The organism is Vibrio aquimaris (assembly GCF_009363415.1).
GTDB lineage: Bacteria > Pseudomonadota > Gammaproteobacteria > Enterobacterales > Vibrionaceae > Vibrio > Vibrio aquimaris.
Genome location: NZ_CP045350.1, coordinates 1,278,546 through 1,300,364, shown reverse-complemented (window position 1 = coordinate 1,300,364; position 21,819 = coordinate 1,278,546). Strand labels below are relative to the sequence as shown.

Sequence of the window (21,819 nt, the reverse complement as noted above, 5' to 3'; positions counted from 1 at the left end):
TTATCCTTTAGATTTCAATTTTTCGACTCGAATAGTCACTGCACGTTTATGAGCATCTAAGCCTTCCGCCTCTGCCATGGTTATCACAGTAGGGGCGAGATTTTTCAAGCCTTCAGCGGATAGCTCCTGTACTGTCATACGCTTAGAAAAGTCCGATAATCCGAGACTCGAGTGTGTGCGGGTGTAGCCATAAGTGGGAAGTACATGATTGGTTCCAGACGCATAGTCACCTGCCGATTCTGGGGACCAGTCACCAAGAAATATCGAACCCGCGTTATCAAGCAAAGGAAGAAGCTCGCGAGGATTTTTAGTCTGAACGATTAAATGCTCGGGACCGTAGTAATTGGAGATTGACACAGCTTGAGTTAAAGACTCCGCGATAATCACTAGGCTAGACGCGAGCGCTTGTTCTGCAATTTCAGCACGAGGTAAATCTGTCAGTTGACGCCTAATTGCATCTGTAACTTGATCGGCAATAATTGGCGATGGTGTTACAAGCACTACCTGGGAATCGGGTCCATGCTCTGCCTGGCTCAATAAGTCTGCCGCAATAAAGTCTGCATCAGCACTTTCGTCCGCGATAACAAGCACCTCTGACGGCCCTGCTGGCATATCAATTGACGCTCCGCGAAAATCATTACTCACTTGACGTTTAGCTTCTGTCACATACGCATTACCCGGACCAAAAATTTTATCGACTTTTGAGACTGTCTCCGTACCGTATGCCATGGCCGCGATAGCTTGGCCACCACCCACATTGTAAACCTCATCAATGCCGCAAAGTTTGGCGACATAAAGGATCTCATCAGCAATCGGTGGCGGAGAGCACAGCACCACTTTACGACAACCAGCAATCTTAGCTGGAACGCCCAGCATCAATACCGTTGAAGGTAATGGCGCGCTCCCACCAGGTATGTACAAACCGACTCTCTGGATCGGGCGTGAAACTTGTTCGCATACCACTCCTGGTTGGGTTTCTACTTTAATTGGCTGTGGTTTTTGCGCGGTATGAAACTTGGAAATATTTGAGTAAGCCTGTTCCAGTGCATCTTTCATTCGAGAGGATAAGCGTTGCGAGGCTTGTTCAATATCTTGAGAAGCGACTCGTATTGATTCAGGTTTAATACGGTCAAATTGTTCGGTAAGGGAAAATAAAGCCTTATCACCGTCAGCCTTAACTTGTTCAATAACATTTGATATAGCAGCAGTAATGCTCGCTCCATCTTGCATGGCAGGACGCTTCAAAATAGAATCTTGCTGTACTTGGCTTAAAGATTCCCAGACAACGGTTTTCATTGTAACTACCCCATCATTTTTTCAATTGGCAGAACAAGGATTGAGCTGGCGCCCAGCTCTTTGAGCTGCTCCATCGTTTCCCAGAACAGGTTTTCCGTGCTCACTAAGTGAATCGCAACTTTTTCTTTATCGGATGAGAGAGGAAGAACGGTTGGGTCCTCAGCGCCCGGAAGTAAGGCTTTTACCTGCTCTAGCCGGCTTACTGGTGCATGTAGCATGATATATTTTGATTCTTTGGCTTGTTGAACCCCTTGCATTCGCGTGAGAAGTTTTTCGATCAAAGCCGTCTTATCTGATTCAAAATCCCCCACACGCTGAATTAAAGTGGCTTTGGACTCAAAAATTACCGCCGCTTCCTTTAGCCCATTAGCTTCTAACGTTGCACCTGTTGAGACAAGATCAGCAATCGCATCGGCTAAACCTGCTCGCGGTGCAACCTCGACCGATCCGGTTAACATGCAGGTAGAAAATGGAACGCCTTGCTTATCCATATAGGCCTTAAGAAGTTGTGGGTAGGTGGTCGCAATACGCTTACCTGCCAGATCGTGAGGGCCGCTGTATTCTTCATCTTTATCGATTGCGATAGAGAGGCGGCAACCACCAAAATCTAGTCGGCGAAGTGGGATAAATTCACATGGTTCGCCAAGTGCTCGTCGATCTAAACGAACCTCCTCTAGTTCATTCTCGCCAATAAAGCCAAGGTCTACGACACCATCCATAATTAAGCCGGGGATGTCATCATCACGAACAAGCAAAAGGTCGATTGGCATATTCAAAGAGTGGACAACCAGACGCTCTCCCATGATATTGAACTTAACACCGCACTTTTTAAGTAGCTCTTGGCATTCTCTGCTCAAACGACCTTTTTTCTGAATCGCTATTCTCAAACGTTGTGTTGTCATTACTTGTTTCCCTGTACTAATCAAATCTTAAATCGTAAAAATCAAAAAACCCTCGGGAGTTATCTCCCGAGGGTTGAAATCTTGTATTAGCGATTTATTCCTCCGGGAGCTTCTTGCCTCCCGGGTATGCGCACATCTCCCGAAAGACTAGTCTGGGTGATGATGGTGATGAATGTTCATTATAAAATTACGCATACTTATATATTGTTCAGTTGGCTTGCTTAACAACCACCCTACCCAAGGATGATTTATTTTTCAACTAAAAATTAAAGATTTTTTGAATTTGTCTTATACAAATAAAAAGGGAGCATTTGCTCCCTTAAAAACTTTAAGTTCAATTATGCGTCTGGGCAACTCGCCATCTTAGTTTTAGACAAAGAAGAGAGCAAAACACACACAGCAATAAAAGTCACAAAAGACGCTAAAAATGAAATGCTAATCGATGCTGTCATTCCAAGCGAAATGAAACCAACGCATGATACAGCAGCGACTGAAAGCGCATATGGCAACTGTGTAGACACATGATCGATGTGATCACAACGCGCACCTGTTGATGACAATATCGTGGTATCAGATATCGGAGAGCAGTGATCACCAAAAACTGAACCAGCAAGCACAGCACTGAGCATAGGTAGCATTAAACCAATTTCTGTCGCAGCGGCCATATCACCAGCAATAGGTAACATGATACCAAAAGTGCCCCATGATGTTCCGGTTGAAAACGCCATAAGACCTGCGAGAAGGAAAAGAATAACAGGAAGCCAATGGACACCAATATTACCTTGTGCGAGAGTCGACAAATATTTACCGGTATTCATATCACCGATAATAGAGCCGATTGTCCAAGCGAATATTAGGATTAGGATCGCACCAAACATAGACTTAGCGCCGATCCAAAGCGTACGAGAAATCTCACCTACGGCTATACCTTGCTTTATAACCGTGATTAATGCCAAAGCGAGTCCGACAAGACCACCATAAACCAGTGATGTTCCAACATCAGTATTTTCAAATGCACCAAGTAAAGTAAAAGGCTTACTATCAGCACTTAAAGACTGTCCTCCTGTGTAGAGCATAGATGCAACGGTCGCAGCGATAAGAAAAACAATAGGTAGAACTAGATCAGATACTTTACCTTTATCGCTTTGAGTAATATCGAGTTCTTCGTTTATATCATGAGCTTGTTGAGTGTCTTCTGCTTCTTGTTGCCCGAAACCATGGCCTTGAGATGCCGCTATCTCGTGTTTGCGCATTTTTCCGACATCAAGTCCAAACCAAGCAACGGCGAACACCATCAACAGAGCAAATACCGCATAAAAATTCATTGGTATCAAACGGACATATGCGCCTAAGGCGGAATATTCGGTAATCCCGTGTGAGACCAAGATACCACCTATAATCGTGATAATGTAAGCGCCCCAGCTTGATGCAGGCATAATCACACACATCGGAGCCGCGGTAGAGTCAAGAATATAAGCTAATTTTGCTCGAGAAACGTAAAATCTATCTGTAACAGGCCGAGAAATAGCTCCCACCGCGAGGCTATTAAAGTAGTCATCAACAAAAATAAATACGCCTAAGAAAGCAGCTAATAGTTTTGAACCGCGTTTACTTTTGACTCTGGACTGAGCCCATTCGGCAAAAGCTAGGGTACCACCAGATAAAGTCAGCAGCGCTGTCATCATACCCAGTAAGACTAAGAAGGCTAAAATACTCATATTCCAAGTATTTATACCGCCATCCTCAACGAATACGCTAGAAACTGTCGAGCCAACGTATGCTACTGTATTGCCGAGTGAATAGTCATTTAGAAGCGCTGCTCCTAAGATAATACCCACACCCAAAGATAAAAGGACGCGTCGAGTAATAATTGCCAAGCTAAGAGCCACTAGTGGTGGCAACAGCGATATCGGCGATGATGCAAAATCAATTAAATTCATGATCTTCAAAAACCAGTAATTAATGGTTAGAGATCTACTGCAGACTGATTGAAGGATTAATTCCAGAACAATAAGTGGCGGACGAAGCAAAAGATATTAGTTTACCTATCTTTAGCCCTACAGTAGCGCTCCATAGTGTTAAAAGTAATAGACTATGGCAGTGTTACCCCTTTCGGGTGCAACCCCAGCAAGCTCCTTTGATATGGAAACCTACTTCGGCAAAACAACCTTTCACACTTGTTCATTGGCATCACCCCAACAAGCCCTACTTATTCGCCCTGCTCCTCTACCGCGATGATTGGGATTTGAAACTAAAATTAGCAAAAAACCACGACAATTTAACAAAACTATCACAATGCATCGCTTCAGGTGCTCATTATTGTACTTATCTAGGCCTTGATTTCAATAGACTCAGCGAAATAACAAGTGTATTCAATATCAAGTTGTTAGTAAGTTTATAATAGTTCAAACATATTATTAATAGCTGCTATAATAATGAATTGATTCATGTTATTAGAAAAACATCTTTGTTAATTATGCAATTAGTCTCTATTTCATATTTTTTCAGGCAAAAATATGAAGAATAGGGTGTAAAAAAGTAATTTATTGAAAATTTTTAGTGCAGTGATAACGATCATCAAACTGGGTAGCACTAAATAACGTGTTTGTATAAATAAATATCACTCTATTATGAAACTTATTGGCAATAAGTATTGTCATAATCACAAAAGCTTCGATATTTTATGTAACAAATTTTAATCAGTTAATAAGAAAGGTCTCATTATTCTAATGTTAAGACATTAAATAATAACTTTTTATAAGAATTTAACTATAAAATATTGTATTGCAGATAATACGGGTTTAATATTTATTCCATCGACTCCTTAATTAAGTGAGAAACTATATGTCGGAACTAACAAAAACTTTATTAAACATTCGTAGCCTACGTGCATTTGCTCGTGAGCTAACACTGGAACAACTAGAAGAAGCCCTAGACAAACTATCAACTGTTGTCTCAGAGCGCAAAGAAGCAGAGGAAGCCGAGTTAGCGGAAAAAGCTGCACAGGAAGCTAAGCTAGCGGATATTGCTGAACAAATTAAACAGTTAGGGCTAGATAAAAACATGGTTATATCTGCATTGGCTGGAGAGTCTGCAGGTAAACAGAAATCTAAACGTGCACCGCGTCCTGCTAAATACAAGTATGTAGACAGTAACGGTGAGAAGAAAACTTGGACTGGCCAAGGTCGTACTCCTTCTGCAATCCAGGAAAAATTAGATGCTGGCAAATCTCTGGATGATTTCCTAATCTAGTCACATATATAAATTAACTTTAAATATGTAATTATATAATATAAAAAAGCCTCATTTTCATGAGGCTTTTTTATTGCCATCAATAGGTTAGCGTTCCCAGTACGCTTCTTCTAAACTGTCTTCTCTCTCGGGTAACCCTCTCGATAAACGCGGAGAATGTTGTACTAGCACTTCATAACTAGCGCGATTAGAATATTTGCAAACCTGTGAAAATGACGAATAAGTCAAAAATGTATGAGCATGCTTACTAGAATTAGGCACATTTTCTCTATGGTGTTTATTTGCTGCCATATCATGTAATAAAGCAGAGAGTGCGGCATCTCCTGCACCATTTGTATTCTTAATTTTTTCTGGTCCACCCATATAAGGCGATATATGAGAATAAACCTTAATTGGGTTTTCACATGCGGCTTTTTCTGCTGGTCGACTAAATTCATAACGATTAAATTCAGCAATACTTCCAGGGAGCAGAGGAAGAGAAGTCTGACGTTTAGCAGCGTCTTCTGTATAACCAGCCATAAATAACCCGACTGGTCCTGCCGTGCATAATACCAAATCGACCCATTCCAATGCTTTGTCTGAAGCAACAAGTGGATCAGACTCACCCGTCAAAGCTTCAGCTTCATCTTCATTCATGGCCACTACGCTTACATGATCTCGTAGAAACGCTTGCCAAAATATAGGGTCATTTTGGATAACATATTTTGTCCCCAAAGTTAACACAACCGGAACGCTATACTTTTTCGCATACTCAATAGCTTGCATTGTTGCATTTGGCATAGGATCACCATCTTTGCAACGAACTAAGTAAGAGGTCAGCACTAATGCTGATGCATTTTTGAAAATAGACTCAGGGATATTATTTGCATGAAGCTGATTCATCTGGCCTTCACTAATTGCGAAAGTCCTCTCACCATCATCTGAAATTAATGCAAAGCACCTTCCTATTGCACCATCAACACCTTGTAAATAGTTAAGATCCATACGACTAGAGGTATTACACAAATAGCGATAACCATAACTACCAATTTTAATATCCTGACTCATCACTCCCAAAAGTGTTGAGCAATCATCGGCAAGGACTGAATAATTATGAAGAGTATTACCTATGGTACCACCAGCGTACTCATTAGTAATTAAATTGTTTTCTTTCAACTCGTTATAAAGAGCTTCTGCTGTATCATCATCAATAACTAATGAGTGCCCTTTACTCAACTTGTATCGTTCAATAAGTTCCGAGTCCACTTTGGCTTCAATATCTACCAAAGTTTGATCAATACCAATAATGTGTGTACTCGATACCTTCTTACTTTGTTGAGACTGGCTAACCAGAGGATCACGTGTATGGACAGGAAAATAATGTTTAGATTTTCGTTGGCCTGGGAACTTCATAGCAAATTTTCTGAGTAAGGGATGAAAAAGGGTTTGGATTCTACCGTGTGCGATCAGATGCAGCAACCTTTCAATTGTAGCAAACGTTTGCCTTATTAATAAAATAATAAATCACCGAATTATACTGGCTGACTTTGGCGAAAGTTATCGCTCCCCATGAATTCTCAACTAAGAAATGAACGGTGTTTTCAACCGAGAAACTGTCACCCGCTAACGCTTTCTGTTAAGATTTGCCTCCAGCTAATTTGTGTGGTGTTTTGAAATGTCTCAGAACTATACTGACAACAGTAAAAAGAAAGTCATCGTTGGCATGTCCGGCGGTGTCGACTCATCCGTTTCCGCTTTTCTTCTCAAACAGCAAGGCTATCAAGTAGAAGGCTTGTTCATGAAAAACTGGGAGGAAGATGATAACGAGGAATACTGTACAGCAGCCGAAGACTTAGCAGATGCGCAGGCGGTTTGTGACAAGCTGGGTATCTACCTACATAAAATTAACTTTGCTGCGGAATATTGGGACAATGTCTTTGAGTACTTTTTATCAGAATATAAAGCTGGACGTACTCCAAATCCTGACATCCTCTGCAACAAGGAAATAAAATTCAAAGCGTTTTTAGAGTTTGCCGACGAAGTACTTGATGCAGACTACATTGCCATGGGCCATTACGTGCGCCGGACGTTTTCAGACAATGTAGACGAAGTAAAAATGCTTCGTGGTTTAGACTCTAATAAAGATCAGAGCTATTTCCTGTATACACTCAGCAATGAGCAAGTGGCTCGTAGCCTGTTTCCTGTTGGTGAATTAGAAAAGCCAGAAGTGCGAAGAATAGCAGAAGAGCAAGATCTCATTACCGCTAAGAAAAAAGATTCGACCGGTATTTGCTTTATTGGTGAGCGTAAGTTTACTGACTTTCTTTCACGTTATCTTCCAGCACAACCGGGAAAAATTGAAACTCCAGAGGGCAAGGTGATCGGGGAACATCAAGGGCTTATGTATCACACTCTAGGCCAAAGAAAAGGTCTACATATAGGTGGCCAAAAAGGTGGCGGCGGTAATGAAGACCCTTGGTATGTTGCAGATAAAGACCTCAAGAGAAATGTACTGATTGCCGTGCAAGGTGCCGATCACCCTTTACTAAAATCTCAGGGATTAATTGCCTCACAACTGCATTGGGTCAATCGCAAAACAATCACAGAACCTTTCCAATGTTCTGTGAAAACACGTTATCGCCAAGCCGATATACCCTGTACCATTATTCCAGTCGACGACAACACCATTAAAGTCATATTTGATGATCCTCAAGTCGCCGTTACACCAGGCCAATCCGCTGTCTTTTATCAAGGTGAGGCGTGCTTAGGTGGCGGTATTATTAAAGAACGTATTTAGGAGTACTGTCTGTGGCTAATGCACTTTATGACCAAACTATCGCTTTTGCCGGAATTTGCCAAGCTGTTGCTCTCGTTCAACAAGTAGCGAAAAACGGGCACTGTGACTCTTACGCATTTGAAGCATCGCTAAAAGCAATTTTAAACACCTCCCCAGCCAATACTGTGGGTGTTTTTGGTCGAGAGTCAAATTTAAAAATCGGGCTAGAATGCATTGTTAAAGGGATAGATAGTACCCCTTCGGGTAGTGAAGTTACTCGTTACATCATCAGTTTGATGGCACTTGAAAGAAAGCTAACTGGACGTAAAGATGCGATGTCTCAACTAGGAGACCGAATTCAAATGATTGACAGACAGCTTGATCATTTTGACTTATTAGAGGAACAAATGCTGAGTAATCTCGCAAGTATCTATCTCGACGTTATTAGTCCAATAGGCCCAAGAATACAAGTAACAGGAACACCATCCGTACTACAACAAATAAACAACCAGCACAAGGTCAGAGCTTTATTACTTTCGGGTATTCGCAGTGCTGTTTTATGGCGCCAAGTAGGAGGTAAAAGGCGACACCTAATCTTTGGGCGAAAGAAAATGGTTGAACAAGCTCGAATCCTACTAGCAAGAATTTAAGCATAATAGCCAACTTAGTTAGTTCAGAGTTGGCTGTTCTATCCACAAAACTACCACAGCAAACGTTTGCGCAATGTGCGTGACAATCGTGTAAGTTATTGGTATAAAGCTCACGACATTTAGACACTCAATTCAGGAGAACATCATGGAACTGTCAGCATTGACTGCTGTTTCACCAGTAGACGGCCGATACGGAAGCAAGACTACAGCTTTACGCGAGATTTTTAGTGAATATGGTCTACTTAAATACCGTACTATCGTCGAAATCCGTTGGTTACAAAAGCTTGCAGCGACAGCCGAAATTGTAGAAGTCCCAGCTTTTAGCGCAGAAGCTAATCAGTTTTTAAACGATCTTGCTGACAACTTTTCTGAACAAGATGCACGTAGAATAAAAGACATTGAGCGCACAACCAACCATGATGTCAAAGCAGTAGAGTATTTCCTGAAAGAAAAAGTGGCTGGCATTCCTGAATTGCACGCTGTTAATGAATTTCTACATTTTGCTTGTACCTCTGAAGATATCAACAATACATCTCATGCACTGATGCTAAAAGAAGCGCGTGAGACTGTGATTCTGCCCGAAATACGCAACATCATTGATGCCATCAAAGCTCTTGCTGTTGAATATCGAGATATTCCACTACTCTCTCGCACTCATGGTCAGCCGGCGTCTCCATCAACTATGGGCAAGGAAATGGCCAATGTAGCATACCGCATGGAGCGTCAATATAAGCAAATTGCTAGTGTCGAAATTCTCGCAAAAATAAATGGTGCAGTAGGCAACTACAATGCCCATTTGTCCGCTTATCCAGAGTTAAACTGGCACCAGTTTTCTGAAGACTTCATCACTGAATCTCTGGGCGTGACTTGGAATCCATACACAACTCAGATTGAGCCGCACGATTACATCGCAGAATTGTTCGATGCCATTGCTCGATTCAATACCATATTGATTGATTTTGATAGAGATATTTGGGGTTATATTGCGCTGGGCCATTTCAAGCAAAAAACCATTGCAGGTGAGATTGGGTCTTCAACTATGCCTCATAAAGTCAACCCTATTGATTTTGAAAACTCAGAGGGTAACCTTGGTCTTGCCAATGCAGTGTTCGCGCACTTAGCGCAAAAACTGCCAATCTCTCGCTGGCAACGTGATCTAACTGACTCAACAGTCCTACGTAATTTAGGCGTTGGTGTCGGTTATGCAATCATTGCTTACACGTCAACACTTAAAGGCATCAGCAAATTAGAAGTCAATCGTGATGCTCTTCTAGCAGAGCTCGATCAGAACTGGGAAGTGCTTGCAGAACCTGTTCAAACCGTTATGCGCCGCTATGGAATTGAAAAGCCTTATGAAAAACTAAAGGAACTCACTCGCGGGAAACGTGTTGATGGCGAAGCAATGAAACAGTTCATCGAAGGACTAGCATTACCAGATCACGAGAAAGAACGTTTAAAACAAATGACGCCAGCTAATTACATAGGTCAAGCAATCGAGCTAACCGATAAGCTATAGAAACTTTCTCACTGACCAAAAAAAGGACGGCTAGTTTGCCGTCCTTTTGTGTTTTTACACAATAAAGCTACTCACCTACTTGTCTTTTGAAAAAACAAGGTAATTTGTCCGACTTCGATACCAAATTTCTTTATCTTAGTTAAATTGAATACATGGTTTTCATCTTGGCGATACAACCAATCGTCAAAAGACACTACCACAGTCGAGTCCTCTAGTTGCAGAGCAAAGTCGTATTGCCAGCGAAGTGCGTTTCCAACTTGTGTTCCTTTTGCCATTCCAATAATGTCGTCTGCTCGTCCTTGATACTGACCTTGCTCAAGACGCTCTATACTCCATACTCGACGTGACATTTCACCATCATCAAACACAAAGTCTTCCACAAGAGTAAGAGTGTCACCCTTTACTGTTCCAACTATAGCTACTTCAAATCTCCTCGTCTGCAGGTCGGTGTAATCTTGCACCATTCCCCAAGCTGTCGATTCTCCCTCGAAATATTCGAACAGATCGAAGTTAGGTTCATGCTCTCGGTAGTCGTCAATATCGGCGCTACAAGCAGTTAAGCCCAGAGCCATAAAAAGGGTATAAAATAAGCGTCTCACCTGCTTAAGCATTAGTAACCCCCAATCAAATCTCGTCTCAAGCTAGGATATTCAGTTTGAGGGGAAAGCCAAATGGCCAGAAACGCGTCATTGAATGCTTCTTCTTCTATCTTTCCGATCAACTCTGCTTTGTCGTTGGGTCGTGTGTAATAAAATCGTCCGTGATACCCATCGGTCACATAAGTTAAATTGTTACCCTCTTCAATATCTGGGAAAATAGCTTCAAGACGTTGAGCCCACTGGCTGGTTGTACTTGATTCGTAACCCAGTTTGTCCCACTGTTCAACAGTCGCATTCACGAGTTGTTTCTGGGAGATATCTCTTTGGTACGTAATCGAAAGTGCCAAAGGGTGTGGAGTGATGTCATCACCAACAATATACCGACCATTTGGACTAAGAAGTTGCGACCTGTAAATGTCAAAGAATAACATCGATAACTGCGCCTGCCCCACACTAGACCATTGACTCCACTCATGGGGTGATTTTTCCAAGGCCGTTGAGGCTTTAGCACTAGCTGTCAGAGTTAGATAAGCTACCATCATCATTGCGTACTTCATACCCATATACCCTTAGTATCATCCAGATAATAAGGAACCACTCAACCAGCAAAATGACCACAACAGAAAAGAAAGGTAATCCAAACGCGACTGCGCCAAACTTCTCTCCCGCCATGTAGCTCAGTGCTCCGGCGATCCCTCCTATTGTTGATACGACCAACGCAGGGTATTGGCTCACAAATGGGTGTAAAAAGTGCACATACCAAGTAAACAACATCCAAAGAGCAGCAAGCCAAATTGGGAAGCCCTGATGCTCAAATTGAAACAGACCTAGCTTGATGTTTACAAAATCGACGATCAAACCTACGACTAAAATACTGGCCCAGTTTCGCCAGTGTAGCCATCCCTTAAAAGCCGTTATAATCAAGGTTGTAACCACCAGAATTAACGTTAGATTCTGCCATTGATAATTACCAAGAACAGCGCATAGCCAAAGTACTTGAAACCATGTCGACGCTATCAGTAGCTGTTTCATCTTGTTCTCCGAATACTCAGAACTATGGACGCTGGAACGTCATGTGTACTGTACTGATCGACCGCGCTCTGAATCCACCCTCACAATAGCAAAAGTAATAGTTCCACATGCGGATAAACCTTTCATCGAACCCCAACTGTCGTACCCGCTTCTCCGCATAATTAAAGCGCGTATACCAGTCTCTTAATGTTCGAGCATAGTCTTGGCCAATATCAAACAAATCTCTAAGTACCAAATCTGTGTGTTTAGTGGTGGTCTGAGTCAGTGCCGTAATAGAAGGCAAAAAGCCGCCAGGGAAAATGTACTTTTGAATGAAGTCGACGCTGTTGCTGTAATCGGCGTAACGCTGGTCGGCAATGGTAATCGCTTGAATAGCCATCAAACCACCTGACTTCAGCAAAGACTGGCATTTTTCAAGATATGAATTTAAGAACTGCTTGCCAACGGCTTCTATCATTTCAATCGATACTAGCTTGTCAAACTCGCCTTCAAGCAAACGATAATCTTTCTGCAATAAGGTGATCTTGCCTTCTAACCCTCTTTTTTCTACCTCTTGCTTTGCATACAGGTACTGTTGCTGCGAGATCGTCGTTGTGGTCACATGGCAACCATATTGCTCTGCCATGTATATAGCCATGGCGCCCCAACCCGTTCCAATTTCAATTACTGAATCGTTTTCACTAAGATTGAGCTGCTGACACAAACGTTCCATTTTGTTGATTTGAGCTTGCTCCAAAGTGTCCTGATCTGTTCGATAAATACCTGATGAGTAGAGCATTCCCTGATCTAAAAATGTATCATAGAGCTCATTACTCAAGTCATAATGAGCTTGTATGTTCTTAGCAGAGTTAACCAACGTATTGCGATTGAGCCAGTGTCCGACTTGGTAGGCAAGTTTTGAGAACACACTGCTTTTCTTTTCAATCGAATCTAACGTTGCTAAATTTTGTGCCATCAGCTTCATCAGAGATGTCAAATCGCTACTTTCCCACCACCCGTCCATATAAGCTTCACCTGCAGCTATGCTTCCTCCTTTGAGAAGTCGAGCATAAAAAGCAGGGTGTTTAACCTCGATTACCGCATGTGTTTCCCCATCAATTAAATCACCAAACCGTGTAGTAGAGTCTTCATCTGACCGTGATTCAAACGACTCTAAGACAGTTAATGAACCATGTTGTAGCCTTTGCAAACAAGAAAATGCAAGGTTTCTTGCCGCTTTTTGTAAAGGTGTCAATGCCTTGGGCAGAGATAGCGTTTGTGAATTAATCATTGTGTCAGCTCCAAATTATTTTTTGATATTTCTATGATGAGTTGGTTGAGCTTCTTTACCCTGCCGATACTTAGGATGAGAGTAAAAGGGGGCACCTTTAACCCAAAGCTTTAGTGCATGCCAATAAATCCCAACAAGCATTTTGACAGCGAGTGTTGGTGTAATTATCAAATGCTTAAGTAGACTGCGAGAACTTAAAGTTCGCTGTTTCATTTTCATCGTAGCATCAAATTGTTTGCCCTGACGATGGCACTCCAAATGGATAGATAAGTTCGGGTTCATGGGCTTAATTTTCCATCGATATTCCTGGTCAATTGGATTAAAAGGAGAGACATGAAATGCTTTTGAGTGAACCCAAGTATCCTCATTACATACATCCAACAGATAGTAATATCTTTCATTCCATGGCGTATTACTTACCTCAGCAAGTAAATAACGCCAACAGTCCTGATCGTCATAAATATAGTAAAAATTAACAGGACTGAAGTAGATACCAAAATATCTGAGGTGAATCACGGCCTTAACACTCCCATTAAGATGTTCTCCACCTAATTCGACAACCTTATTAAGTACCGAATGTTTCAAGTCTCCGGTCCCTAAGTAGTCACTGCGCTTGAACCTTGCCCAATGCCACCACTGGTCACCAAAGCCCCATATTTTTGTTTTAAGTCCTTCGAGCTCATCAAGATCCAGACACGGCATAAAGAGTGTATAGTCCAGTGCATGCTCTATCGGTGTGAAACGACGATGCCTCACATTACCCACAAGCAAACAACTTTTCAGTGCGGACGGCATGTTAAGCCGCTCCCTTAGATCTGTGACTTGTGCTGTAAGCTCGGAGCCCTCGTACTACATCTAGAGCACTTTTGACGCCATCTTCATGAAAGCCGTTGTACCAGTAAGCCCCGCAGAACCAAGTGTTACAAACGCCATTAATTTCATCTTTACGTGCTTGCGCTTTCATAGATTGACTATTAAATACCGGATGGTGATAGACGAAACGCCTAAGCACTTTACTTTGGTCTATTTGCTCGTTGCTATTTAGGGAGACACAAAAGGTTTGAGGTGCTTCTATGTGTTGCAATATGTTCATATTGTAAGTCAACGTTGGGGCTGCGTTTTCTTCTCCATCGGCGCCAGACAGTCGATAGTTCCAAGATGCCCAGGCAGCTTTTCGTTCAGGTAGTAAGCTCTCGTCAGTATGCAGCACAACGTCGTTGGCTTGATATTCTAATTTAGATAACACGGCATGCTCAGCTGAGCTTGCATCTTTTAGCATCTTAAGTGCTTGATCGCTATGACACGCAAAAATAACGTGGTCAAAACGTTCACTGCGCCCATCAAAATGAACCGTAACACCGGCTTGGTCCCGAGTCACACCATCCACTGGTGAGTTGAGGCGAATTCTGTCCGAAAATCCTTTCGTCAAAGGCCCAATATATTCTCGCGATCCACCTTTTATGACGTACCATTGAGGACGATTAGTTATATCAAGCAACCCATGATTTAAAAAGAATCGTGAGAAAAAAGTGAGTGGAAAGGCTCTCATGTCGGCCAATGTAGAAGACCAAATTGCAGCGCCCATGGGAAGAATATAGTTGTCACAAAAAAAACGACTAAATCCCTGAGCTGTAAGGAATTCACCCAATGTTATGTCTCGGCATTCATTTTGGTTCGCAATAGCTTTAACCTGTTTATTAAATTGGAGTATTTCAAAAATAAAGCGATAAAACTTTGGATTTAGCCAATTACGCTTTTGGGCAAACAATGTCGATACCGTATGACCATTATATTCAAGCCCATTTGCATCATTTCTCACACTAAAACTCATTTGACTCGCGATCCCACTCACACCAATTTCGTCCATCAATTCGATGAAATTAGGATAAGTCCTATCGTTAAAAACGATAAACCCAGTGTCAACAGCGTAGCTCTTTCCGTCTAACTGAACGTCGACCGTGGCTGTGTGACCACCAATATAATCATTGGCTTCAAACAAAGTAACGTTATGCTCTTTATGTAAATAATACCCACATGTTAAGCCTGAGATCCCAGAACCTATTATCGCTACATTCATGTGATTATTCCTTTTTTATTGGGTAAGTAGCTTAGCCGTCAGTGCATTCTGCCAGCGGTAAGGAAGCGCGCCGATTAAACGCAAAATGGATGTGAATTTTTTCGGGAAATATATGTGACTGCGTCCCTTTGCTAGGCCTTCTCTAATCTCTTTCGATGCTCGTTCAGATGAAATTAACATCGGCATATCGAAGGTGTTTTTGTCCGTAAGTGGTGTTTTGACAAAACCAGGATAAATGATAGATACGTCGATTCCCTGTGGCTTAAGATCAAGTTGAAGCGCCCTAGCCAGATAACTCACCGCCGCCTTTGACGCTCCGTATGCTTCTGCTCGCGGCAAAGCAACTTCACTCGCAATGGAACCTACGATAGCCAATCTTTGACCCCTGCTAAAATGTGGCTGACAAGCTTCGATTGCATTGGTAAGCCCCACTACGTTGATGTCAAAGACGCGCTTTACTAGTTTCGCATCAAGTTGACCATCGTCGATATATTCGCAATCACCCGCATTCAATATCCACAAGTTAGGAATATGTTCTAATGACGATAACGTCTGTTTTGTGGCATCAAGATCGGTGAGATCGAACGCCAAAGTATGAATATTTACAAACTGGGAACTCAATTCATTCAAACGTTCTTGGTTTCGACCACACGCGTACACAATAGCGCCAGTTTGAGCATAGTCGATCGCCAACTGAAGTCCGATTCCCGATGTTGCTCCCGTAATCAAGACCGTTTTCATTTGCCTAACCTCACTTTGATTGCTTTTATCAACGACCCCAGTAAAGGCAAATTTTCGTAGAGCATTTCTCCAAGATCGAAGTAATCTCTGTGGTAGATTACCCGACCTTGAGAGAACTTTAAGTGGCTGACGCCGTTGACATAAACAGTAGACCCACTAGATAGCTTGGGATGCTCTAATGCCATTTTCCAAGTCAAAAACCCACTGTCTCCAGATTGTTGGTGCTCTTTAATATCGAAGTCGCAACGTTTCACATTGCTGTACAGGGTTTGGAAATAGCTTTCTAGCTCTGTCCATCCCTCTAATTTGTGCGCAGCATCTTCGAACACAACTTCTTGATGGTATACATCTGACAACAGGTGAAGGTTTGACTTGTTAAGCTTTTGATAAACCTCGCCGACTGTTTCTACGTCCATTCGATCACCTCTCGTTATGTTATACACATAATTTTTTTGTACAACATACAAACGATAGGTGAAACCGAAAAGTTGTACAAATAAAATTTTGTATAACTTATACGGTAACTATTTCAAAGGGATCAAAAAAAGGCTTAGTTATAAACTAAGCCTTTTCAATTTATTAGGATATGATCGAACCTGAAATCCCTTCTATAGATCGCGCAAAGCAGAAATTCGCTTATCAAGTGGTGGGTGGCTCATCAATAGCTCTGTCACTGAACGTTTACCATTAATACCAAATGCCATCATCGAACCCTCAAGTTGAGATTCGTGGCTGAGTTTAAGACGCTCCAAAGCGGCAATCATTTTATGCTTACCCACTAGATTAGCGGCGCCAGCATCGGCGTGAAACTCTCGATGCCGGCTGTACCACATAGTGATAAAGCTTGCTAGGAACCCAAATACCAACTCTAAAACGATCGACACACCGAAATACACCATCATATTGCTACCACCCTCTTCTTCATCGTTTGAAGAAACAATGTTGGCGATAAAGCGCGATAAGAAAATCACGAATGTATTCACAACTCCTTGCATAAGCGTCATGGTGACCATATCTCCATTTGCAATATGGCTAACCTCATGCGCCAATACCGCTTCCGCTTCATCACGGGTCATATTGTGAAGTAAGCCAGTAGATACAGCGACTAAAGAGTCATCCCGCTTTGCTCCTGTTGCAAAAGCGTTAATATCCGCTGAATCATAGATGGCAACGGTTGGCATTCCAATTCCGACTTGTTGAGACTGGCGGCGGACAGTTTCAAGCAACCAATGTTCAGTTTCATTGCGAGGGCTTTCAACCACCATACCCCCGACAGAGCGAAGAGCCATTCCTTTAGACATCATCAAAGAAATGAACGCGCCACCAAAGCCAAACACAGCTGCCATAACAAGTAAACCAGAAAGGCTACCGGGCTGCATACCTGTGACAGAATAGACAATATTTAAAACAACACTCAAGACCAATACAACGGCCAAGTTGGTTGCCAAAAACAAGATTACACGCTTCATTACTTTTCTCCGACATTGAACTCTTTATAGTGTTCCCAATATAGGTGGGTTAGCATTTATTAATACAAAACCAGATAAAGACTCTACACCGTTTGAACACTGATTATCTCTTTATTAGATATAGTCTATTGCTTTTAATTACAAGTGGTAGAGGCAAATTGCAACATTTAGTTTCTCCACCCTAAAATTCAACATCAAAATGCCTGAATGTGAATCCATAAGTGGGCAATTCTTAGATTAGACTTTTGTCTTATTGCTCATAAATGCACACATGTTAGATTGGGTAGTGATAGGATACTCATGTGTTAAAAGGAAACAATCATGGCGGAGACACACAATTACCAGATGGCTATTGATTTATTATGTTGCCACCTCGATATCTCAGAAGAGGAAGCCAAACAGCAGCTCGGTATTTGCCCACAGCAACAAATGCAAAAGCATGTGGCTGAAACTCATAAATCCCTCATGACTGCCAATCAAGAAAGCTAATTATCTCATTAAAAAAGGCTGCATTTCATTCGCAGCCTTTTTTGCTCGTATTGAACTGCATCAATCAGGACATATCAAAAAGCGTCGAAACATCTAGATATTGGGCGAGATTTTTCTGCTTAATGCTTGGAATGTATGGGATCTCACCAAGTTTGGGCGCTGAGATTTTGTTCTCAAGCATTGCAATAATATCAGCATAATGTTCGGTACCTGGGTTGATTCTATTCGCAACCCATCCAATGACTTTCAACCCATCAGCTTCTATCGCGTCGAGGGTTAACATAGCATGACTTAAACAGCCAAGTTTAATACCCACGACCAAGATCACTGGTAGTTTTTCCTGTTGCACCCAACTAGAAAGACATTCTTCGCCACTGACTGGTACTCGCCATCCACCAGCTCCCTCAACCAACACAAAATCTGCCTTTTCCTTATGAATTGACAGCTTATCACTAAGCACAGAATATTGGATATCCACACCTTCACGCTGCGCAGCAATATGCGGCGATGTTGGAAGCTCGAGTGGATAAGGATTGATATCCTCATATTCAGTTTCAACAGTCGATGCCTTCTGCAGATACAAGGCATCTGAGTTACGAAATCCGAGGTCTGTTCCTTCACTGCCCGCAGCTACGGGTTTGTAACCAATCGTTTTTACCTCTTTTAGCGCAAGTGCATTGAGAATCGCAGTAGAGGCAACGGTTTTACCAACATCAGTATCCGTACCCGCAATAAAAAAAGCATGAGTCATATATGAATTACCCCTAAACAAACCTGATATGTAGCAGGTACCAAGCCTTTATAGTTTCGAAATTTTTGATAAGCCTGCTCGACGTTTTGTAACATACTACGACTAGTCAATCCCTGAGATCGTCCATGCACATAGCTAGCACCAATCCCTTTTAAATCCCGCATTAATGAAAATGCAGAGTCGTACCAGAGCGTAATAGTAGGCAAGTCTAACTGATAACAATCAGAGCCAGATTGCGCTAACGCAATTTTTATCTCATCTATACTGCAAAAGTCGTTAACATGCTGATACTTATCTATCACACTCCACGCTTCCCTAAGCTCAGATAAAGAGCCATCGAGCAAGGTAGAAAAATAAATGCCACCACTCGGCTTCAGTACTCTGCGCATTTCACGCAGCGGCTGGGATAAATCACCACACCATTGCAATGCTAAGCTAGAAAACACCAAATCTACGGATTGAGAAGCCAAGGGTAAGGATTCAGCATCACCCAGTTGATAGTGCATCTGCTCTACTCCACAACGCTCTCTCGCTTTGTCCAGCATTTGCTGCGATAAATCACAACAAATGACATTGGCACCTCGTTCTCTTAACAAGGCGGCAAAATAGCCAGTCCCACAGCCAAGATCCAAGACAGTTTTACCGTTAATATCATTTGGTAATAGCCGAAGTAACCGAGTCCCCACTTCTCTTTGAAAGGCTGCATGAGAATCATAAGTTTCTGCAGCTTTGCCAAACGCCTCGGCAACAGCCGATTTATCTTCATATGGCAAGGGATAATCTAAAATCGCCTGTTCCATTACGCTACCTTTTCTATCGCCTGCTCTACTGCATTGGCTAAGGCTCTGACTTGATTGACACTATGATTCGCGGTCAGTGTTACTCTCAGACGAGCGGCGCTTTTAGCCACAGTCGGCGGTCTGATCGCGGTTAGCCATAAGCCCATATCTGACAAAGCCTTAGCAATTTGTATTGATGCGCCACTATCGCCAATCAAGAATGGTTTAATGGGTGTTTCGGTTTCAACATAGCCATCAAGCATAGAAAATCTTTGCTGATACTCACTTTGTAATTCTGCAAGCTTGTCGCGTCTCCACTGCTGGGTGCGAACCATTTCAATGCTTTGACTGATAGCATGAGCAAGTGATGGAGGCATAGCGGTTGAGTAGACATGATGTCTCGCAAACTGAGTAAAATAGTCACCTAAATCTTGGTTGCACATAACGGCTGCGCCAGATAGGCCAAGCGCTTTACCAAAAGTGACGACCAAGATCTCGGGTGTTACATCCGCACTATGGCAACTCCCTCTCCCTTCATCACCAAGTACACCAATGCCATGAGCATCGTCAACCATAAGCCAAGAATTTACCTGAGTAATAGTATATATGTCCGAAAGCGGGGCTAAGTCGCCGTCCATACTAAACACCCCTTCAGTCACCACTAAACCACTAGAAGTTAACCTTCTTTTTAGATGCCCAATATCGTTATGACGAAAGCGCTTCATCGCCGCAGGGCAATGTATGCCAGCTTCAATCAAAGAGGCATGATTTAGCTTGTCTTGTACGAGCAAATCTCCTTCTTTCATCAGGCTAAACAATACTGCTTGATTAGCTGAAAACCCTGAAGAAAACAAAATCGCTCGTTCAAAACCAAGCCAATCACAAAGCGAGGCTTCTAAATCGGCATGAGCTATTGAAAAGCCTGTCACCAAAGGTGAAGCGCCACTACCGTTGCCGTATAAATCAATTCCTCGCTGCCACGCTTGCGATAGGGTTTTATCCGCCGCTAAGCCTAGATAATCATTACTTGAAAAATTTATATGGCTCTTTGACTGATAGGATAAACTAGCGGTATTTCCAGCCTCAATCGTACGTATGCTTCTTGAAAGCCCCGAATCTAAACGTTTTTCCAATTGTTTGGAAATACGAGCATTAAATGGTGGCATCATAAAACAGATCGCCTTTTTCCGGACGTGCCGCCACTCTCTCAACCACACGGTCAAGTAAATCATTCTCCTCAATTTCATCTGGGCGTTGTGAGACTTCATGTCGATTGATACCAAGCTTATCAAATAGCTGCATATCCTTATCTTCGGAAGGGTTCGGGGTGGTAAGGAGCTTACACCCGTAGAAGATAGAGTTGGCTCCAGCCATAAAACACAGCGCTTGCATTTGCTCGTTCATATCTTCTCGACCAGCAGACAAGCGGACAGCTGCATTGGGCATTAAAATGCGCGCTATGGCGATTAAGCGAATAAAATCGAAAGGTTCAACATCATCAACGTCCTCAAGTGGTGTGCCTTTTACTTTAACCAACATATTTATTGGCACACTTTCAGGGTGAGTAGGAAGGTTTGCCAGCTCGACTAATAGCCCAGCACGATCATTGGCACTCTCACCCATGCCAATAATCCCCCCAGAGCATATTTTCATTCCGGCATCCCTCACATGGGACAAGGTATCTAATCTGTCCTGATAGGTTCGCGTCGTGATGATACTGCCGTAAAACTCTGGAGAGGTATCCAAATTATGGTTGTAGTAATCCAGCCCTGCATCAGCCAGCTCTTTTGCTTGATCTGGTGTCAGCATCCCCAAAGTCATACAGGTTTCTAGCCCCATGCCTTTTACACCTTTGATCATTTCAGCTAAGTGCGACATATCGCGCGCTTTAGGGTTTTTCCATGCTGCCCCCATACAAAAACGTGTCGACCCTGCACTTTTGGCTTTCTGCGCGGCATCAAGTACACGTTCAACTTCCATCAAACGCTCTTTTTCGATATCCGTTTGATAGCGCGCACTCTGGGGGCAATATTTGCAATCTTCAGGACAAGCGCCCGTTTTTATCGAAAGCAGTGTACTCACTTGCACATAATTATGTTGTTGGTGCTGGCGGTGGACCAATTGCGCTTCAAACAAAAGATCCATAAATGGCTTGTCCATTAATGCTCTGACTTCTTCAACAGTCCAGTTGTGACGTGCTTCCACATGACTTCCTTATAGTTTGTTGTAATGAATGGCTTG

The 21,819-nt window shown here is 42.5% G+C and carries 22 protein-coding genes, 1 riboswitch and 1 other annotated feature; of the genes, 5 read left to right on the top strand and 17 right to left on the bottom strand.

Annotated features, from left to right (window positions below; translation table 11 throughout):
- The 3 genes from hisD to FIV01_RS06040 all read right to left on the bottom strand — a co-directional run bounded on the left by hisD (position 1) and on the right by FIV01_RS06040 (position 4,138).
- Complete coding sequence (hisD, locus tag FIV01_RS06050) at positions 1-1,296, bottom strand: histidinol dehydrogenase (RefSeq protein ID WP_152430193.1); 1,296 nt, start codon at positions 1,294-1,296, stop codon at positions 1-3.
- A 5-nt stretch (positions 1,297-1,301) separates the two neighbouring features.
- The gene (hisG, locus tag FIV01_RS06045) at positions 1,302-2,198 is read right to left on the bottom strand and encodes an ATP phosphoribosyltransferase (RefSeq protein WP_152430192.1); all 897 of its coding nucleotides are present in this window, start codon (positions 2,196-2,198) and stop codon (positions 1,302-1,304) included.
- A 40-nt stretch (positions 2,199-2,238) separates the two neighbouring features.
- Positions 2,239-2,370, bottom strand: a sequence feature (His leader region).
- A gap of 166 nt (positions 2,371-2,536) precedes the next feature.
- Entirely contained in the window at positions 2,537-4,138 is a 1,602-nt protein-coding gene (locus tag FIV01_RS06040; RefSeq protein WP_152430191.1) for a Na+/H+ antiporter NhaC family protein, read from the bottom strand.
- Positions 4,139-4,253: 115 nt separating this feature from the next.
- Positions 4,254-4,435: riboswitch (Lysine riboswitch) on the bottom strand.
- A gap of 607 nt (positions 4,436-5,042) precedes the next feature.
- Here FIV01_RS06040 and FIV01_RS06035 point away from each other — a divergent pair.
- The gene (locus FIV01_RS06035) at positions 5,043-5,450 is read left to right on the top strand and encodes an H-NS family histone-like protein (RefSeq protein WP_152430190.1); all 408 of its coding nucleotides are present in this window, start codon (positions 5,043-5,045) and stop codon (positions 5,448-5,450) included.
- An 87-nt stretch (positions 5,451-5,537) separates the two neighbouring features.
- On the opposite strand, the gene FIV01_RS06030 is transcribed toward FIV01_RS06035, so the two are convergent.
- A complete protein-coding gene (locus FIV01_RS06030; protein ID WP_152430189.1) occupies positions 5,538-6,842 on the bottom strand; it encodes an inosine/guanosine kinase in 1,305 nt (434 codons plus the stop codon).
- Between the two features lie 262 nt (positions 6,843-7,104).
- On the opposite strand from FIV01_RS06030, the gene mnmA reads away from it, so the two are divergent.
- The 3 genes from mnmA to purB all read left to right on the top strand — a co-directional run bounded on the left by mnmA (position 7,105) and on the right by purB (position 10,371).
- Positions 7,105-8,226, top strand: a complete 1,122-nt coding sequence (mnmA, locus tag FIV01_RS06025; RefSeq protein WP_152430188.1) for a tRNA 2-thiouridine(34) synthase MnmA — start codon at positions 7,105-7,107, stop codon at positions 8,224-8,226.
- 11 nt (positions 8,227-8,237) lie between these two features.
- Positions 8,238-8,855, top strand: coding sequence for a high frequency lysogenization protein HflD (hflD, locus tag FIV01_RS06020; protein ID WP_152430187.1), 618 nt, complete (start codon positions 8,238-8,240; stop codon positions 8,853-8,855).
- Between the two features lie 145 nt (positions 8,856-9,000).
- A complete protein-coding gene (gene purB, locus FIV01_RS06015; protein ID WP_152430186.1) occupies positions 9,001-10,371 on the top strand; it encodes an adenylosuccinate lyase in 1,371 nt (456 codons plus the stop codon).
- A 71-nt stretch (positions 10,372-10,442) separates the two neighbouring features.
- Here the strand turns inward: purB and FIV01_RS06010 are convergent, their stop codons facing one another.
- The 9 genes from FIV01_RS06010 to htpX form a co-directional block, all read right to left on the bottom strand.
- Positions 10,443-10,982: a DUF3833 domain-containing protein gene (locus tag FIV01_RS06010; protein ID WP_152430185.1), complete on the bottom strand. Its 540-nt coding sequence runs from the start codon at positions 10,980-10,982 to the stop codon at positions 10,443-10,445.
- A complete protein-coding gene (locus tag FIV01_RS06005) occupies positions 10,982-11,527 on the bottom strand; it encodes a chalcone isomerase family protein (protein ID WP_152430184.1) in 546 nt (181 codons plus the stop codon). The genes FIV01_RS06010 and FIV01_RS06005 overlap by 1 nt, the downstream gene beginning before the upstream one ends.
- Entirely contained in the window at positions 11,481-12,002 is a 522-nt protein-coding gene (locus tag FIV01_RS06000; protein ID WP_152430183.1) for a DUF2878 domain-containing protein, read from the bottom strand. Before FIV01_RS06000 ends, FIV01_RS06005 begins: the two co-directional genes overlap by 47 nt.
- Before the next feature lie 22 nt (positions 12,003-12,024).
- Positions 12,025-13,272, bottom strand: coding sequence for an SAM-dependent methyltransferase (locus tag FIV01_RS05995; RefSeq protein WP_152430182.1), 1,248 nt, complete (start codon positions 13,270-13,272; stop codon positions 12,025-12,027).
- A 15-nt stretch (positions 13,273-13,287) separates the two neighbouring features.
- Positions 13,288-14,067 (bottom strand): DUF1365 domain-containing protein, encoded by a 780-nt coding sequence (locus FIV01_RS05990; RefSeq protein ID WP_152430181.1) that lies wholly within the window; start codon positions 14,065-14,067, stop codon positions 13,288-13,290.
- Between the two features lies 1 nt (position 14,068).
- A complete protein-coding gene (locus tag FIV01_RS05985) occupies positions 14,069-15,349 on the bottom strand; it encodes an NAD(P)/FAD-dependent oxidoreductase (RefSeq protein ID WP_152430180.1) in 1,281 nt (426 codons plus the stop codon).
- A 15-nt stretch (positions 15,350-15,364) separates the two neighbouring features.
- The gene (locus tag FIV01_RS05980) at positions 15,365-16,090 is read right to left on the bottom strand and encodes an SDR family oxidoreductase (protein ID WP_152430179.1); all 726 of its coding nucleotides are present in this window, start codon (positions 16,088-16,090) and stop codon (positions 15,365-15,367) included.
- Positions 16,087-16,506 carry a nuclear transport factor 2 family protein gene (locus FIV01_RS05975; protein ID WP_152430178.1) on the bottom strand — a complete coding sequence of 140 codons (420 nt, stop codon included), beginning with the start codon at positions 16,504-16,506 and terminating at the stop codon, positions 16,087-16,089. Before FIV01_RS05975 ends, FIV01_RS05980 begins: the two co-directional genes overlap by 4 nt.
- A 192-nt stretch (positions 16,507-16,698) precedes the next feature.
- A complete protein-coding gene (gene htpX / locus FIV01_RS05970; RefSeq protein ID WP_114785612.1) occupies positions 16,699-17,559 on the bottom strand; it encodes a protease HtpX in 861 nt (286 codons plus the stop codon).
- A 321-nt stretch (positions 17,560-17,880) separates the two neighbouring features.
- On the opposite strand from htpX, the gene FIV01_RS20590 reads away from it, so the two are divergent.
- Positions 17,881-18,048, top strand: a complete 168-nt coding sequence (locus FIV01_RS20590; protein ID WP_172971820.1) for a hypothetical protein — start codon at positions 17,881-17,883, stop codon at positions 18,046-18,048.
- A 64-nt stretch (positions 18,049-18,112) separates the two neighbouring features.
- Here FIV01_RS20590 and bioD read toward each other — a convergent pair whose 3' ends face one another.
- Genes bioD through bioB form a run of 4 tightly spaced genes read right to left on the bottom strand, consistent with a single transcriptional unit; the run spans position 18,113 to position 21,783 of the window.
- Positions 18,113-18,799, bottom strand: coding sequence for a dethiobiotin synthase (bioD, locus tag FIV01_RS05965; protein WP_152430177.1), 687 nt, complete (start codon positions 18,797-18,799; stop codon positions 18,113-18,115).
- Positions 18,796-19,599, bottom strand: coding sequence for a malonyl-ACP O-methyltransferase BioC (gene bioC, locus FIV01_RS05960; RefSeq protein WP_152430176.1), 804 nt, complete (start codon positions 19,597-19,599; stop codon positions 18,796-18,798). Before bioC ends, bioD begins: the two co-directional genes overlap by 4 nt.
- Positions 19,599-20,744, bottom strand: coding sequence for an 8-amino-7-oxononanoate synthase (locus FIV01_RS05955; RefSeq protein ID WP_152431669.1), 1,146 nt, complete (start codon positions 20,742-20,744; stop codon positions 19,599-19,601). Before FIV01_RS05955 ends, bioC begins: the two co-directional genes overlap by 1 nt.
- A complete protein-coding gene (bioB, locus tag FIV01_RS05950; RefSeq protein ID WP_152430175.1) occupies positions 20,731-21,783 on the bottom strand; it encodes a biotin synthase BioB in 1,053 nt (350 codons plus the stop codon). The genes FIV01_RS05955 and bioB overlap by 14 nt, the downstream gene beginning before the upstream one ends.
- Positions 21,784-21,819: the final 36 nt, after the last annotated feature.